The 16,172-nt window shown below is 65.9% G+C and carries 15 protein-coding genes; 7 read left to right on the forward strand and 8 right to left on the reverse strand.

All coding sequences use genetic code 11. The features are described from left to right. Window positions 1-16: 16 nt before the first annotated feature. Window positions 17-643: an HAD-IA family hydrolase gene (locus tag BJ122_RS01185; RefSeq protein WP_110779449.1), complete on the reverse strand. Its 627-nt coding sequence runs from the start codon at window positions 641-643 to the stop codon at window positions 17-19. A 293-nt stretch (window positions 644-936) separates the two neighbouring features. Between BJ122_RS01185 and BJ122_RS01190 the strand changes: the two genes are divergently transcribed. From BJ122_RS01190 to BJ122_RS01200, 3 genes are all read left to right on the forward strand, one after another. Continuing rightward, window positions 937-1,791 carry an OmpA/MotB family protein gene (locus tag BJ122_RS01190; protein ID WP_110779339.1) on the forward strand — a complete coding sequence of 285 codons (855 nt, stop codon included), beginning with the start codon at window positions 937-939 and terminating at the stop codon, window positions 1,789-1,791. An 85-nt stretch (window positions 1,792-1,876) separates the two neighbouring features. Further along, the gene (locus tag BJ122_RS01195; RefSeq protein ID WP_110779340.1) at window positions 1,877-3,094 is read left to right on the forward strand and encodes an ABC transporter substrate-binding protein; all 1,218 of its coding nucleotides are present in this window, start codon (window positions 1,877-1,879) and stop codon (window positions 3,092-3,094) included. Between the two features lie 145 nt (window positions 3,095-3,239). Further along, window positions 3,240-3,536 (forward strand): PilZ domain-containing protein, encoded by a 297-nt coding sequence (locus BJ122_RS01200; protein ID WP_245407561.1) that lies wholly within the window; start codon window positions 3,240-3,242, stop codon window positions 3,534-3,536. Window positions 3,537-3,554: 18 nt separating this feature from the next. On the opposite strand, the gene BJ122_RS01205 is transcribed toward BJ122_RS01200, so the two are convergent. The 3 genes from BJ122_RS01205 to BJ122_RS01215 all read right to left on the reverse strand — a co-directional run bounded on the left by BJ122_RS01205 (window position 3,555) and on the right by BJ122_RS01215 (window position 7,966). Then, a complete protein-coding gene (locus BJ122_RS01205) occupies window positions 3,555-6,116 on the reverse strand; it encodes a cation-translocating P-type ATPase (RefSeq protein ID WP_110779342.1) in 2,562 nt (853 codons plus the stop codon). Window positions 6,117-6,246: 130 nt separating this feature from the next. Beyond that, a complete protein-coding gene (locus tag BJ122_RS01210; protein ID WP_110779450.1) occupies window positions 6,247-7,308 on the reverse strand; it encodes a trypsin-like peptidase domain-containing protein in 1,062 nt (353 codons plus the stop codon). Between the two features lie 139 nt (window positions 7,309-7,447). Further along, window positions 7,448-7,966 (reverse strand): Hsp20/alpha crystallin family protein, encoded by a 519-nt coding sequence (locus BJ122_RS01215; protein WP_110779343.1) that lies wholly within the window; start codon window positions 7,964-7,966, stop codon window positions 7,448-7,450. 175 nt (window positions 7,967-8,141) lie between these two features. On the opposite strand from BJ122_RS01215, the gene BJ122_RS01220 reads away from it, so the two are divergent. After that, a complete protein-coding gene (locus BJ122_RS01220; RefSeq protein ID WP_110779344.1) occupies window positions 8,142-8,381 on the forward strand; it encodes a hypothetical protein in 240 nt (79 codons plus the stop codon). Window positions 8,382-8,389: 8 nt separating this feature from the next. Here BJ122_RS01220 and moaC read toward each other — a convergent pair whose 3' ends face one another. Genes moaC through BJ122_RS01240 form a run of 4 tightly spaced genes read right to left on the reverse strand, consistent with a single transcriptional unit; the run spans window position 8,390 to window position 12,722 of the window. Next, window positions 8,390-8,899 (reverse strand): cyclic pyranopterin monophosphate synthase MoaC, encoded by a 510-nt coding sequence (moaC, locus tag BJ122_RS01225; RefSeq protein WP_110779345.1) that lies wholly within the window; start codon window positions 8,897-8,899, stop codon window positions 8,390-8,392. A 30-nt stretch (window positions 8,900-8,929) separates the two neighbouring features. Next, entirely contained in the window at window positions 8,930-9,748 is an 819-nt protein-coding gene (gene trpC / locus BJ122_RS01230; protein ID WP_110779346.1) for an indole-3-glycerol phosphate synthase TrpC, read from the reverse strand. A 9-nt stretch (window positions 9,749-9,757) separates the two neighbouring features. Then, window positions 9,758-10,777 (reverse strand): anthranilate phosphoribosyltransferase, encoded by a 1,020-nt coding sequence (trpD, locus tag BJ122_RS01235; protein WP_103012995.1) that lies wholly within the window; start codon window positions 10,775-10,777, stop codon window positions 9,758-9,760. Window positions 10,778-10,817: 40 nt separating this feature from the next. After that, the gene (locus BJ122_RS01240) at window positions 10,818-12,722 is read right to left on the reverse strand and encodes a peptidylprolyl isomerase (RefSeq protein WP_110779347.1); all 1,905 of its coding nucleotides are present in this window, start codon (window positions 12,720-12,722) and stop codon (window positions 10,818-10,820) included. 278 nt (window positions 12,723-13,000) lie between these two features. On the opposite strand from BJ122_RS01240, the gene tpiA reads away from it, so the two are divergent. From tpiA to pyrG, 3 genes are all read left to right on the forward strand, one after another. Further along, on the forward strand, window positions 13,001-13,762 hold the full coding sequence (tpiA, locus tag BJ122_RS01245; RefSeq protein WP_110779348.1) for a triose-phosphate isomerase: 762 nt from the start codon (window positions 13,001-13,003) through the stop codon (window positions 13,760-13,762). Window positions 13,763-13,912: 150 nt separating this feature from the next. Then, the gene (gene secG / locus BJ122_RS01250; protein ID WP_110779349.1) at window positions 13,913-14,308 is read left to right on the forward strand and encodes a preprotein translocase subunit SecG; all 396 of its coding nucleotides are present in this window, start codon (window positions 13,913-13,915) and stop codon (window positions 14,306-14,308) included. A 165-nt stretch (window positions 14,309-14,473) separates the two neighbouring features. Next, window positions 14,474-16,105: a CTP synthase gene (gene pyrG / locus BJ122_RS01255; protein ID WP_110779350.1), complete on the forward strand. Its 1,632-nt coding sequence runs from the start codon at window positions 14,474-14,476 to the stop codon at window positions 16,103-16,105. The last annotated feature ends 67 nt before the right edge of the window (window positions 16,106-16,172 follow it).

The following is a 16,172-nucleotide window of genomic DNA, read 5'->3' on the forward strand; positions in this document are numbered from 1 at the left end:
ACGCTTGCCGCGGGCGCTACAGTCCAAGCTGATCAAGCGCCCGCGCGATATCGGTACTAGCTGACACCTGAATAGCGATCAGGCCGTGCGATTGCGCGGCCTGAACGTTTTCGAGCAGGTCGTCGAAGAACACCATGCGCGACGGCGCGACGCCGGTCGCGGCCATCACGTGCTGATAGGCGGCGGCGCTCGGTTTGCGGTGGCCGATCTCCGAGGACAGAAACACCTCGCGAAAGTGCCGCAGCACGCTGCCATAGGTCTTGGTGAAGTACGCAACATGCGCCGGATTGGTGTTGGATAGCGCGTACAGCGGCAAGTGCCGCGCGGCGCGCGCCAGCTGCTGTTCGATCCCCGGCATCTCGCCGACGAAAACCGCATTCCAGCCTTGCAGCAATTGCGCATCGCTGAGCGGTACGCCGAGACGGCGTCGCAAACTGTCGAAGAACCCAGCCTGGTCGAGCGCGCCGCATTCGTGGCGGTGATACTCGTCATCGAGCACGAAACGATCGACCAGATCGGCCGGCGCGCAGCCGGCATGGCCGGCCCAGACCTTGAGCACGCGCTCGAAATCGATGTCGAGCACCACGCGGCCAAGATCGAACAGCAGCGCATCGGCGCTGCCCGGATTGAGTTGCGGGAGCATGGCGGCGCTGTAGCGCAGCGGCCGCTGTTCGACAAGCTCACGACGGCATGGAAACACCGCATCAAGCCCGGATGCGCGAGCGGTCCGCCGCTATTAAACCGCTGGTAATGCGCCATCGATCTAATGGCGGCGATGCCCCGGTCGCATGCTCCGCGCCAGTGGAGACGGCAGCGCCGGGCATCGGAGTGAGCGATGCGTATTGAGACCTGGACGAAACGGACCGACTTCGCGCCGGTGATGCGGCTGCGTTTGATGATCGGCCGTGCTCCGGTCCTGGTCGGTTAGGCGCAGCCATGTCGCTCGGTCGGCCTGGGAGCAAAAAGAAAGTCGGTCAGGACGAGGGCGGTGGTGGCCACGGCGCCGGCTGGTACGTCAGCTTTGCCGACCTGATGGGCCTGATGACCAGCTTCTTCGTGATGATCGTGTCGTTCTCGCACCAGGACGAGACCAAGCTGCAGATCGTGGCCGGATCGATGCGCGAGGCGTTCGGCGTGCAGCAGGAGTCGCGCTATTCCGGCATTCTGGAAGCCGACGGGGTGCCGACCCGTGGCCAGGTCAAGAACGTCAAGCCGGTGGTGCCGGAACAGTCGTCGCCGACCCCGAACCAGGACGATGGCGGCGCGCAAGGCGGCGCCGGCAAGATCGCCAAAGCCGAACGCGACTTTGCGGTGGCGTCGGCCAGCCTGCGTCAGGCGCTGCAGGACATGCCGGAGCTCGCGGAAATCTCCAAAAACGTGATGTTCGAGGAGACCAGGGAAGGGCTGAACCTGCAGATCGTCGATCAGGAGGGCCGGCCGATGTTCCCGGAGGGTTCGCCAGAGCCCTATGAGCGCACCCGGCGGTTGATCGAGCGGTTGGCCGGGCCGCTGCGCTCCACCGCGCTGCGCATCACCTTGGTCGGCCACACCGCGTCCTCGGCGCCCCCGGACAGCGATTATGACGGCTTTGATCTGTCGTGGCAGCGCGCCAATGCGGTCCGGCAGATCTTGAAGCGCCAGGGGCTGCCGATCAGTAATGTGCTGTCGGTGTCGGGCAAGGCCGACAGTGAACCCTTGTTCCCCGATCATCCCGGGCTGGCCGCCAATCGCCGCGTCACCATCACTTTGCTGCGCGAGAACCCGCCGCTGCCGCCCGGATTGACGCCGTAAGGCGAATTGCCGCATTCGGTGGCCAAGGCTAGTCGGCTGATCCGGTCGCCGGTATCTGGACGGCCTACCGACGGGGGACCTGACCATGTGGCGCACAGCATTGCTCGCGGCGGCTTTCGGCCTTGGGGCCGGCCTGGCGGAGGCCGAGGTATCCGACGACGTGGTGCGCATCGGCGTGCTCAACGACATTTCCGGCGTGTTTCAGGACACCAACGGCCTTGGCTCGGTCGAGGCGGCCCGGATGGCGGCCGAGGACTTTGCCGGCGGCGGCAAGGGCATCAAGGTCGAGATCGTCTATGCCGACCATCAGAACAAGGTCGATGTCGGCGCGGCGATCGCGCGGCGCTGGCTCGATATCGACAAGGTCGACGCCATTGTCGACGTGCCGAACTCCTCGGTCGGGCTCGCGGTCAACGCGCTGCTGCGCGGCACCAGGATGACCTTTTTGGCTTCCACCACCGGCACGTCCGAGCTGCACGGCAAGCAGTGCTCGCCCAACACCATCCAATGGGTCAACGACACCTGGGCCAGCGGCAACGCCACCGCGGCGGCGACCATGATGCGCGGCGGCCGCGACTGGTATTTCGTCACGGTGAACTACGCGCTCGGGCAGGGCATGGAAGCCGAGGCCACCCGCTATATCGAGGCCCATGGCGGCAAGGTGCTGGGCTCGGCCCGCCATCCGCTCGGCACCTCGGATTTCGCCGCGCTGCTGCTGCAGGCGCAGACCTCGGGCGCCAAGGTGATCGGGCTGGCCAATGCCGGCGCCGACGCGCTCAATGCCGTCAAACAGGCCGGCGAATTCGGCATCCGCGACAGCGGCCAGACGCTGGTCGCGTTCATGCTGCTGATCAACGACGTGCACGCCATGGGGCTGCCGGTGGCGCAGCGACTGTTGCTGACCGAGAGCTTTTATTGGGACCTCAATGACGACACCAGGGCGTTTGCCGCGCGCTTTGCGCAGCGCCCGGGCATGAACGGCAAGATGCCGAGCGGCAACCAGGCCGGTGTTTACGCCGCGACCTTGGCCTATCTGAACGCGGTTGCCGCCACCGGCAGCGATGACGCCCAGCAGGTGGTGCCGCAGATGAAGACCCTCAAGGGCACGGACAAACTGTTCGGCGAGATCGAGATCCGCGCCGATGGCCGCGTCACCCACCCGATCTATCTGTTTGAGGTCAAAACGCCGGCGGAATCGAAATATCCCTATGATTACTACAAGCTGCTCACCACCATTCCCGGCGAGCAGGCGTTTCGGCCGCTGCGCGAGGGCCAGTGCCCGCTGGTGACGCCGCACGACTAGACAGGTTGATGCGAATGATTGGCGACTAGGTTCGCCTGTCAGCCAAATTACGCCAGATGCTACCGGCGCGAGTCTGCAATTGGATTCACGGAATGGTTGCGATTGGCTGGTACTAAAAGATCCCGAGACGGCAACACCAGCGACCGTGACGGGACTCAACATGGCCTATGGCGACCGGAAGTCTCCGCGCATCGCGTTTAGCAACGCCATTGATGCAACGTTGATTAGTATTGATGGCACCTGCCAGCACGCCTGCCTGGTGTTCGATATTTCCGACAGCGGCGCCAAGCTTGGACTCCCCGCCGAAGACAGCCGGTTCGAACTGCAGGAGTTTTTCCTGCTGCTGTCAACGCGCGGCGTTGTGCATCGCCGCTGCCGGCTGGTGCGGCGCTATGGCAACGAGATCGGCGTCGCCTTCATCCGCAGCCAGCCCAAGCGCTGACCGGCGCGCCACGCCGGCTCAGCGCGCGTGAACGCGGCGGCGCCACAGCGGCTTGATCAGTTCCAGGATCAGCAGCACCGCCACCGCCGAGCCGGCGGTGAGGGCGAGATCGTCGGGATGCAGCGGCCCGAATTTGAACAGGTCGCTCGCCGCAGGCCAGAGCAGCGACAGAGTCAGCGTGATGCTGACCACGGCGAGCACCACCAGCAGCACCGGGCTCGGCCGGCGCAGCGCCGCCCATAGCGAGGAGCTGAACGAGCGGTTGACCAGGATCAGCCCGATGATCGACAGCACCAGCGCAAAGAATGTCAGCGCGCGCAGCTCATCCTCGGCCATCGCCTGATACTTGCCGATCGCATAGACGCCGCCGACCAGCGCGAAGGCGAGTAGTCCTTGGGTCAGGCCCCAGCCGATCAACCCGCCGGAAAACAGCGGCTGCTGCGGATCGCGCGGCGGCCGCTGCATGGTGTCCTTCTCGTCGCCTTCGGCCTCGAACACCAGCGAGCACACCGGGTCGATGATCATCTCCAGAAACGCGATGTGGATCGGGCCGAGCAGGATCGGAAAGCCGAGTAGCAGCGGAAACAGCGCCAGCCCCGCGATCGGCACATGCACCGCCAGGATGAAGCCCATTGCTTTGCGCAGATTGTCATAGATGCGCCGGCCAAGCCGCACCGCGCGCACGATCGAGGCGAAATCATCATCGAGCAGCACGATCGAGGATGCCTCGCGCGCGACGTCGGTGCCGCGTCCGCCCATGGCAATGCCGATATGGGCGGCCTTTAGCGACGGCGCGTCATTGACGCCATCGCCGGTCATCGCCACCACCTCGCAATGGGCTTTCAGCGCCTCGACGATGCGCAGCTTCTGCTGCGGCATGATCCGTGCGAACACGGTGGCGGTGCGCAGCCGCTGCTGCAATTCGGCATCGTCCATGCGGCTGAGTTGATCGCCGCTGATGCAATCATCGGCATCGAGCCCGGCCTGCCGGGCGATCGCCACCGCGGTCGCCGGATAGTCGCCGGTGATCATCACCACGCGGATGCCGGCCGACCGGCAATCGGCCACGGCCTCGGTCACCGACTCGCGCAGCGGATCGGCGAGCCCGACCAGGCCGAGAAACTCGAACGAAAACTCACGCTGCGAGTCCGGCCAATGGTCGCCGCGGTGGCTGGCGTGGGCGACGCCGAGCACGCGCAAGCCGGCGCGCGCCATGTCATCGAGCTGAAGCGCCAAGGCGGCGCGGCGGCCCTCATCAAGATGGCACAGCGCGGCAATCGCTTCCGGCGCGCCCTTGGCGGCGATCTGATAGCTGCCATCGCCGAGCGGCCAGGCTTGCGACATCGCCAAGAGATCGGGCCGCAGCCCATAGCTGTGCGCCGGCTTATGCGCCTGGTGCCAGCTCAGCACGTCGGGATCGAGGCCCTGCTTGGCCAGGGTGTGAAATGCCACGTCCATCGGATCGAACGGCTTTGGTGGCGCGGCGCGCAGCCCGGCGTGCAGCAGCGTGATGAACGGGTCTGGCAAGGCGCGGTTGAACGCGTCCGTGCCGGCCATGTCGCCGTCCGGCAGCCGCAGCTCGACAATGGTCATCTTGTTCTGGGTCAAGGTGCCGGTCTTGTCGGTGCACAGCACGGTGGCGGCGCCGAGCGTTTCGATCGCCGCGGCGCGCCGCGTCAGCACCCGGGCCTGCGAAATCCGCCATGCGCCCATCGCGAGAAACACTGTCAGCACCACCGGGAATTCTTCCGGCAGCATCGACATGCCGATGGTGATGCCGGCCAGCACCGCGTCGAGCCAGCCGCCGCGCAGCGTGCCATACAGCACCACGGCGAGCACGCTGACCGCGCCGCCAACCAGGCCGAACACCCGCACCAGCTTGCGGGTCTGAGCCTGCAGCCGCGGCGCTTCTGTCTTCAGGCCGCCGAGTGACTGGCCGATCTTGCCGATCTCGCTGTGGCGGCCGATCGCGGTGGTTTCGGCAAGCCCGGTGCCGCGTACCACCAGCGCGCCGGCAAACACGTAAGGCAGATCATCGCCGCCGGGATGCTGCGGCGCGTCCGCTTTGGCATGATCGCGCGCGAGCTTGCGCACCGGCACCGACTCGCCGGTCAAAAGCGACTCGTCGGTCTGCATGTCGTCGGCTTCGATCAGCACGGCGTCGGCCGGCACGCGGTCGCCTTCCGCCAGCAGCAACAGGTCGCCGCGCACCACATCGCGCCCGGCGATGCGCTGCCGCTCACCATCGCGGATCACCAATGCGCGCGGGCTGGTGAGGTCGCGCAGCGCCTCCAGCACGCGCTCGGTGCGGCTCTCCTGCACCACGGTGATGATCACCGACAGGCTGGCGAACACCAGCAGGATCAGCGCTTCCTTGAGATCGCCGAGCGCCATGTACACCAGGCCGCCGCCGATCAGCAGCGCCAGCATCGGCTCCCGGATCACTTCCAGCACGATGCGCAGCGGCGTGCGGCGTTCTGGCTGCGGCAGCTCGTTAAAACCCTCGCTGGCCTGCCGCGCGCGCACTTCGGCTTCGGTCAGACCGCGAAGCCGCGGCCGCGCTTCGGCGAGATCGTGCATAACCCATCCTGTTGGCAGATGACGGGAGATGGCCGGCGTGGGCACCAGCTATGATGCTGGGACCATACCGCCGGTTATTGCGTCGCATCAACCAACAGCGATGTGACATTGCTATGTGACAGGGAGGCAGCTAGGGCAGGGCGCTGCGCCGGCCGGGCTTGGCCGCCGACACCGCGACGCTGAGATCACGCACCATGCCATTGCGCTCGATTTTGAGCGCAACCGCGTTGCCGAGCACGGTCAGGCCGATCCGGTTGCGTAGTTGCGTGGCGCTGCGCACCGGCACGCCATCGGCCGCGATCACCACATCGCCGCGGCGCAGCCCGGCGTCGTCGGCAGGCGAGCCGGGCACCACTTCGGCAATCAACGCGCCCTCGGTGCGTTGCAGCCGGGCGCCGGGCTCGGGTTCGAGATCGCGCACCGCAATGCCGATCTGGCCGCGGCGCACTTCGCCATAAGCGACCAGCTGTTCCATCACTTGGCGCGCCATGTTGATCGGCACCGCAAAGCCGATGCCGACATTGCCGCCGGCCGGCGACAGGATCGCGGTATTGATGCCGATCAGCTGGCCGCGCAGATCGACCAGCGCACCGCCGGAATTGCCGGGATTGATTGGCGCATCGGTCTGGATGAAATCCTCATAGCCCTGTTTGCTGAGCCCGGCGCGGCCGAGCGCGCTGACAATGCCGGAGGTGACGGTCTGGCCTAAGCTGAACGGATTGCCGATCGCGATCACATAGTCGCCGACCTCGAGCCGGTCGCTGTCGCCAAGCGGGATTGCTTTGAGATTGTCGGGGTTTTGGATGCGCAGCACCGCGATGTCGGTGGCCGGATCGCGCCCGACCAGCTTGGCATTGAAGCGCCGGCCGTCGCGGGTGGTTACTTGGGCGCTGGCGATCTGCGCCACCACGTGATTAGCGGTCAGCACCAGCCCGCGCTGGGCATCGACGATCACGCCGGAGCCCGCGGCTTGCACTTCCTTTTCGAGCTGCCGCGGCACATCGAAGAACTCGCGGAATAGCGGGTCGCGATACAGCGGATTGTCTTCCTTGACGCGGCCGCGCACCGAAATGTTGACCACCGAGGGCGCGGTGTCGCGCACCAGCGGCGCCAGCGTCGGGACGCGGGCATTGGCGTTGTCGGAAAACGCTGATAGCGGCGCCGGGGCGATCAGCAGCGCCAGCGCGATCATGATGCAGTGAAACAAGCGGAGCGCTGCGCGCACGGGAGCAGTGGTGTTCGGCATTGCGGGATCAGAATGTCGAGCAAAGGATGGTTGCAAGCCCACGCCCCGGCGGCGGCGAGCGCGGCCGGGGCGGTGAGGACGACGATCAGTGAGCGCCGTTGATGGCGATCCGCCGCGATTTCGGCGAACTCGGCTCGGTCTTCGGCAAGGTCACAGTCAGCAGGCCGTTCTTGAAGTCGGCGCTGACTTTGTCTTCCGCGATCGCGGCATCGATCGGAATCCGCCGTTCAAAGCGGCCATAATAGTGCTCGCTGAACTGCTTGGCCTTGTCCTCGGTATGCGAGGTCCGTTCGCCGCGCAGCGTCAGGTAACCGTCATCGAGCAGCACCTCGATGTCCTTGTCCTCCAGGCCCGGAACCTCGGCCGCGATACGGATGTCCTGGTCGGTCTCGGTGATTTCCAGTTTCGGCCAGCTCGAGCCAAAGGCGGTGAGCTGGTTTGAGGCAGGCATGTCGAAGCCGCGAAACACGTCATCGAACAGCCGGTTCATCTCGCGATGCAAGGAAAGCAGCGGATGCTGAGACAGCAGCGGTTGCTGATCACCTTCAAAGCGGCTCGGCTGGTTGCTGCTCCGTCCCCAGGGAATGATGCTGCGCATGTTCATTGGAGCCTCCGTCATCCAATTACGAAAACGCTGTAACGCGCTGAGGCGGCGTTACGCTCCCCGCGCCATGCGGGGCGCATCAGCAATTTGGGAGCAGCGACGACGGTTTCAATGCCGCGTTGCACACGCGATTCAAAAAAATCGATCAGTACACACTTGAAGGTAGCAAACGCCGTTGCATATCTATCAGCGTCCCGTCTTGAAAGTCGCCATTCGGGAGGTGTTGATGCAACTCATCAGCCTGCAACAGCGCAATTTGTGTAAAACACCATCGTCTGTGCACCATCTGGTGATCGAGCCTGGAGGTGGAGATGATCACGATCCGCCGCCGTCCGGCGGCCTCGCGATCCATCTGCGCGATCTGCGGTTCGATCCGCCGGTGATTGTCGATGCACTGGCGCGCTGGGCGGCCTGAACGGCCGCTCAGTCTGCGTGCGGCGGCGCCCGGTAGTCGCCGGATTTGCCGCCGCGCTTTTCAACGAGGCGAATGCCGTCGATCACCACGTCGCGCTGCACCGCCTTGATCATGTCGTACAGCGTCAGGCACGCCACCGACACCGCGGTCAGCGCTTCCATCTCGACGCCGGTCGGGCCGGTGACCTGCACAGTGGCGCGGACATGGCAGCCGGGCAGCGCCGCGTCCGGCTCGATCTCAACGGCGACCTTGGATAGCAGCAGCGGATGGCATAGCGGGATCAGCTCGGCGGTGCGTTTGGCCGCCATGATGCCGGCGATCCGCGCGGTGCCGAGCACGTCGCCCTTCTTGGCATTGCCGCTCAGGATCAGTTCGAGCGTGGCGGGCGTCATCAGCACCCGGCCTTCGGCGACCGCGACCCGTTCGGTGGCGGCCTTATCGGACACATCGACCATTCGCGCCTCGCCGTGCTGACCAAGATGGGTCAGATGGGGCGGGGCGGGCGGGTCGTGCGCCATGTTCGATCGGTTCCGGTTAGTTGGTTCCGCTCAGTGGGTGCCGGTCGGCGGCAGCGCGTCGCGGCTGAGCAGCGCGCGCGTGGCGGCGGTGACATCCTGCTGCCGCATCAGGCTCTCGCCGACCAGGAAGGTGGCGATGCCGACCCGCTCCAGCCGGGCGAGATCGGCCGGCACAAAGATGCCGCTCTCGCCGACCATGACGCGGTCTTTCGGGATCATCGGCGCCAGCCGCTCGCTGGTGGCGAGCGTAACCTCAAAGCTGCGCAGATTGCGGTTGTTGACGCCGATCATCGGCGATTTCAGCCGCAAGGCGCGGTTGAGTTCGTCCTCGTCGTGGATCTCGATCAGCACGTCCATGCCGAGCGCGATCGCGGCGTCCTCGATGTCCTTGGCGATGGCATCGTCGAGCGCCGCCATGATGATCAAAATGCAGTCGGCGCCATGGGCGCGCGCTTCCACCACCTGATAGGTGTCGTACAGAAAATCCTTGCGCAGCACCGGCAGCGACACCGCCGCGCGCGCCGCCACCAGATAATCAAGATGGCCCTGGAACGACGGCGTGTCGGTCAGCACCGACAGGCAGGCCGCGCCGCCTTGCTCATAGGCTTTGGCCAGCGCCGGCGGATCGAAATCAGTGCGGATCAGCCCCTTGGACGGCGATGCCTTCTTGACCTCGGCGATCAGCGCGTAGTCGCCGCCGGCGAGTTTGCGGCGGATCGCGTTCAAAAAGCCGCGCGGCGCCGGCGCCGCCTTGGCGGCGGCCTCGAGCTCGGCGAGCGGCCGCGCGCGCTTGGCGGCGGCGATTTCCTCGCGCTTATAGGCTTCGATCTTCTTAAGGATGTCGGACACGGCTATTGCTCACGCCAGGGAGTTGGAGACCGCGATCAGCTTGGACAGCCGCGCGGCGGCGGCGCCGCTGTCGATCGATTGCGTGCCGAGCGCGACCGCGTCCTTCAGGTTGCTGGCCCGGCCGGCGATGATCAGCGCGGCTGCGGCGTTCAGCAGCGCCACGTCGCGGTACGGGCCGGGCGTGCCGAGCAGCACCGCCTTCAGTGCCGCGGCATTGGCATTGGCGTCGCCGCCCTTGAGCGATTCCGGCGCGGCGCGCGTCAGGCCGGCTTCTTCCGGGGTGATTTCAAAGGTCTTGATCTCGCCGCCTTCGAGCGCGGCCACGAAGGTCGGGCCGGAGATGGTGATCTCGTCGAGCCCGTCGGAGCCGTGCACCACCCAGGCCGATTCCGAGCCAAGGTTTTTCAGCACCTGCGCCAGCGGTTGCACCCATTGCCGGGAAAACACCCCGACCATCTGGCGCTTGACGCCGGCCGGGTTGGAGAGCGGGCCGAGCAGGTTGAAGATGGTGCGGGTCGCGAGCTCCACCCGGGTCGGGCCGACGTTCTTCATCGCCGGATGATGGGTCGGCGCGAACATGAAGCCGATCCCGGCGTCGGCGATGCAGCGGCCGACCTGCTCGGGAGTGATGTCGATCTTGACGCCGAGCGAGGCCAGCACGTCGGCGGCGCCGGAGCGCGACGACAGCGCGCGGTTGCCGTGCTTGGCGACCGTGACGCCGCAGCCTGCGACGATGAACGAGGCGCAGGTCGAGACATTGACCGAGCCGGAACCGTCGCCGCCGGTGCCGACCACGTCGACCGCATCCGCCGGGGCGGTGACGGTCAGCATCTTGTCGCGCATCGCCGCGACCGCGCCGGTGATCTCATCGACGGTCTCGCCGCGGACCCGCAAACCCATCAGCAGCGCGCCCATCTGCGACGGCGTGGCCTCGCCGGACATCATCGCGTCGAAGGCGCTGGCCGATTCGTCGCGCGACAGCGTCGCCCCGGTGGCGACCTTTCCGATAATGCTTTTGAAGTCGATCATCGTTGGCTTTCAGACTGGCAGAGGGGAGCGTTGCGGGCGGTTAGTTGGCGGCGGCGGCGCCGGTGGCCTGGGCCACGGCGGCGTCGTTGATCGAGGTGCCGAGATCGCCTTCCAGCTTGGCGACGTACTGCGCGAGCAGTTCGTCATCGAGCCGGCGCTCCAGGTTTTCCTTGAGCTGCTGGTTCTCGGCGGCGTTGGCATCGACCGGCGGCACGCTGATGTCGGTGACGCGGAACACGATCCATTCGCCGCCGGCACTGGCGGGCGCCTGGCCGCTGCCATCCTTGGCGGTGCGGAACGCGGCCTGCACCACGCTGGCGGGCACGCCGGGCAGGGTGGCGTCGCGCTTGAAGCCGGTGGCCTGTTCGACCTTGAGGCCGGCCGCGGCAGCGGCGTCGGCCATGGAGGTGCCGCCATTCAGCTTCTGCACCATTTCGGCAGCCAGGCTGCTCAGCTTGCGGCCGACCTGTTCGTCGCGCCAGCGCGCTTCGACCTGGGCCTTGACCTCGTCGAGCGACCGCTCGCGCGACGGCGTCACGCCGCTGACGTCGAACCAGACATAGCCGCCGCCAAAGCTGATGGCATCGTTGTCGACGCCGACATCGCTGGCAAACACCGCCGGGGTCAGTTCCAGCCCCTGCGGGATCGACACCGGGGTGCCTTCCGGCGAACGGCCGGAGCGGTCCATGGCCTCGATGGTGACGGCTTTCAGGCCGAGCTTCTGCGCCACTTCGGTGATGCTGGAGCCGCCGCCACGGGCGTCTTCGATCTGGTTGTGCAGGTCGGCGATCGCGGCGCGGGCGCGGTCGACCGCGACGTCGCGCTTCAGATCGGCGACGACGCTGTCAAAGCTCGGCGCGCTGCCAGCCTCGATCTTGCCGACCTTGACCAGCGCGGTGCCGAACCGGCCGGTGACCGGCTGGCTGACCTCGCCGGAGCCGAGCGTGAACGCCGCGCTGGCGACCGCCGGGTCGAGAATGCCGGCCTTGGTGACGAGGCCAAGGTCAATATCGGCGGCGCTGAAGCCGCGGTCCTTGGCGATGTCCTCAAACGAGGTGCCCTCGGCGATCTTGGCGCGCGCCGCCTTGGCGTCGTCGGCGCTCGGGAACACGATCTGCCAGACCTGACGCTTCTCGGGAGTCGAGAACTTGTCGCGCTGCTGCTCGAACACCTTCTTGGCGTCCTCGTCGGACACGGTGATGGTTTTGGCGAATTCCGCCGGGGTCAGCACCAGGAACGACACCTTGCGATATTCGGGCGCGCGGAACTGGTTCTTGTGGTCGGCGTAATAGGCCGCCAGCGTCTCGGCCGAGGGCGGCTCGATGGTGCCCGCCTGGCCTTGGCCGAGCTTTACGTAATCGATGCTGCGCTGCTCGTTCTGATAGCGGATCAGCGCGTCGAGCAAGGTCGCGGACGGCGCAAGGCCGGAGGTCAGGGTGCCGGCGATCTGGCGGCGCAGCGACACCTTACGCTGTTCGGCGATGTAGCGCGCTTCGCTGTAGCCGAACTGGCGCAGCAACTGGATGAAGCGGCCCTGATCGAAGCTGCCATTGGCGCCCTTGAAGCTCGGGTCGGTCAAAATGGTGCGCATGGTCTCGGCGTCGGACTGGCCGAGCCCGCGGCGGCGCGCGTCCTCATCGAGTGCGGCTTCCGCGACCGCCTGCTGCAGCACCTGTCGGTCGATGCCGAAGGCGCGCGCCTGGTCGGAGGTCAGCGGCTTGCCGAACTGGCGGCCAATCTGCTGCAGCCGCTCGGTATAAAGCTGGCGGAACTGTTCGGTGGAAATCTCGGTGCTGCCGATCTTGGCGAGCGTCGATTGTCCGAAGCCTTTGAAAATGTCGGCGATGCCCCAGACCGCGAAGCTGAGAATCAGCACGCCCATCACCGCGCTCATGATGGTCTTGCCGATCCAGTTCGATGACGCGTTGCGAATTCCTCGAAGCATAGGTCCACTTTAATTTAGCAGGAGGGAGCCGGAAGCCGGCGGACGCGACCACCCATGGTCGTTTCCAGCTTGATAATCCACCATAAAGACGCGGTCTGCGCGTCGCAACCGTGCCGGACAACCGCGGCGGCGGCGCGGCGTGCTGCGAAGGTCGCAGGCTGCCGAGCTCCCTAAGCGCGCTGGAAAGCCGCGACCAGGGCGGTTGGTCGCAGCAGTCGCCCTTGAGCGGGGAAACGGGCTCTGCTAGCGCAAGGCTCCCTTGCCTGCGAGACAACGAGATGACCGCTGCCATTCGCCCGCTGATTGCCGGAAACTGGAAGATGAACGGCCTGAAGGCCCAACTCGCCGAATTTGAGGCGATGCTTGTCGGCGCGCCGGCGCTGGCCGGGCGCGCGGATCTGTTGATCTGCCCGCCGGCGACCCTGGTGCTGCTGTTCGGGCAAAAGCTCGGCATCGGCTCGCGCGGCTTCGCGCTCGGTGCCCAGGATTGCCACGTCAACGTCTCGGGCGCCCATACCGGCGACATTTCGGCGGAGATGCTGGCGGATGCCGGCGCCACCGCGATCATTGTCGGCCATTCCGAGCGCCGCGCCGATCATGGCGAAACCGACGCGACCGTGCGCGCCAAGGCGGAAGCGGCCTGGCGTGCCGGCGTCTCCGCGATCATCTGCGTCGGCGAGACCCAGGACGAGCGCGACGCCGGCCAGACCCTCGATGTGGTCGGCCGCCAGCTCGCCGGCTCGCTGCCCGATGGCTGCACCGCCCACAATACCGTGGTGGCCTATGAGCCGGTGTGGGCGATCGGCACCGGCCGCACGCCGACCACCGCCGATGTCGAGCAGGTGCACCGCTTTATCCGCGACCGGCTCACTGAGCGCTTCAACGGCGAGGGCGCCGAGATTCGCATCCTGTATGGCGGCTCGGTAAAACCCTCGAACGCCGCCGAACTGATGGCGGTGCCGGAGGTTAACGGTGCCCTGGTAGGTGGTGCCAGCCTGAAGGCGGCGGATTTCCTTGCGATCGCCGCTGGCTGCCCCTAGCTGTTCGAGAAATGCTGAATTGCAGTCCGGCCGGTGCCAGGTGGTCTTGGCAATCCGGCCGGCGATCGTGTAGACACCGCAGCTTCAAGACCCCGCAAGCCTGAAACGGGCCGGCTGCCGGCGTTCCTGGGCTTGTGACGGAAGGCAAAGATGCAAACTGTCATTATCGTTCTCCACCTGATGATCGTCGCCACGTTGATCGTGGCGGTGCTGTTGCAGAAGTCCGAAGGCGGTGGCCTGGGAATTGGCGGCGGCGGCGGTGGAGGGGGCTTCATGTCCAGCCGCGGCACGGCCAATCTCTTGACCCGCACCACCGCGATCCTGGCGGCGGGGTTCTTCATCACCAGCCTGACGCTGTCCTGGCTGGCGAGCTATGACCGTAAGCCGGCCTCGGTGATCAATCAGGTTCCGGCCAGCCAGACCCAGCCGGGAGCGCCGGTCGCGCCGGTGTCCGAAGGTGGTGGTCTGCTCGATACGCTGAAGAAGCAAGACCAGCAGGAATCGCAGCCGGCGCCGGCCGCTCCGGAACCGCCGCGTTCGCAGTAAGCATGGCCGACATGTTGCGTGCGACTTGCCGGAAATTCTGAAGAACTTCCGGCAAGTATTTAGTTTTTCGTCCGATTTTAAGTCACCCACAGCGCACCTGACGGCCAGCTGATGGTTGCGATTCGCTTTGGCGAATCGGTGCGGTAGCGTTAAAGGTTAAGTCCCATGGCGCGGTACATCTTCATCACCGGCGGCGTGGTTTCCTCGCTCGGCAAAGGTTTGGCATCAGCGGCACTCGGTGCGCTGCTGCAGGCGCGTGGCTACAAGGTCCGGCTGCGCAAGCTCGACCCCTATATCAATCTCGATCCGGGAACGATGTCGCCGTATCAGCACGGCGAAGTGTTCGTGACCGACGATGGCGCCGAGACCGACCTCGATCTCGGCCATTACGAGCGGTTCACCGGCCGTCCCGCCACCCGGCAGGACAACATCACCACCGGCCGCATCTATCAGAACATCATCACCAAGGAGCGGCGCGGCGACTATCTCGGCGCCACCATCCAGGTGGTGCCGCACGTCACCAACGCCATCAAGGAATTCATCCTGGACGGCAATGACGGCTATGATTTCGTGCTGGTCGAGATCGGCGGCACGGTCGGCGACATCGAGGGCCTGCCGTTCTTCGAGGCGATCCGCCAGATCAAGAACGATCTGCCGCGCGGCGACGTGGTCTATATCCATTTGACGCTGCTGCCGTTCATTCCGTCGGCCGGCGAACTGAAGACCAAGCCGACCCAGCATTCGGTCAAGGAGCTGCGCTCGATCGGCATCCAGCCGGACATCCTGTTGTGCCGCACCGACCGGCCGATTCCGGTCGAGGAGCGCCGCAAGCTCGGGCTGTTCTGCAATGTCCGGGAAAGTGCCGTGATCGAGGCGCGCGACGTCGACAATATCTATGCGGTGCCGGAGGCCTATCACGAGGCCGGGCTCGACGATGAGGTGCTGGCGGCGTTCGGCATCGCCACCAAGGACGAGCCCAATCTCAGCCGCTGGCACGTCATCAACGAGCGCATCCGCAATCCGGAAGGCCAGGTCACGATCGCCGTGGTCGGCAAATATACCGGCATGAAGGACGCCTATAAATCGCTGATCGAGGCGCTGTCGCATGGCGGCATCGCCAACAAGGTCAAGGTCAATCTCGACTGGATCGAGAGCGAGGTGTTCGAGAACGAGGACCCGGCGCCGCTGCTCGAGCACGTCAACGGCATCATGGTTCCGGGCGGCTTTGGCCAGCGCGGCGCCGAGGGCAAGATCCGCGCGGCGCAATTCGCGCGCGAGCGCAAGGTGCCGTATTTCGGCATCTGCTTTGGCATGCAGATGGCGGTGATCGAGGCGGCGCGTAATCTCGCCGGCATCACCGAGGCCAATTCCACCGAATTCGGCCCGACCAACGAACCGCTGGTCGGCCTGATGACCGAATGGGTGCGCGGCAACCAGACCGAACGGCGTTCGCAGGCCGGCGATCTCGGCGGCACCATGCGGCTTGGCGCCTATCCGGCGATGCTGGAGCGGGGCAGCCGGGTGTCGCACATCTATGGCGACGCGCTGGAAATCTCCGAGCGCCACCGCCATCGCTACGAGGTCAACACCGCCTATAAGGACCGGCTCGAACAGCACGGGCTGCGGTTCTCCGGCATGTCGCCGGACGGGGTGCTGCCGGAAATCGTCGAATACCAGGATCACCCCTGGTTCATCGGCGTTCAGTTCCATCCCGAGCTGAAATCGCGGCCGTTCGAGCCGCACCCGCTGTTCTCGTCGTTCATCGGCGCGGCGGTGGTGCAGAGCCGGCTGGTCTGAGCGCTTTTCGGCATGGCCGCCGACACTGGCGGTTCGCCGTGCCGACACGCTATAACGCCGCACGAAA

It is taken from the genome of Rhodopseudomonas faecalis (genome assembly GCF_003217325.1).
Classification (GTDB): Bacteria; Pseudomonadota; Alphaproteobacteria; order Rhizobiales; family Xanthobacteraceae; genus Rhodopseudomonas; species Rhodopseudomonas faecalis.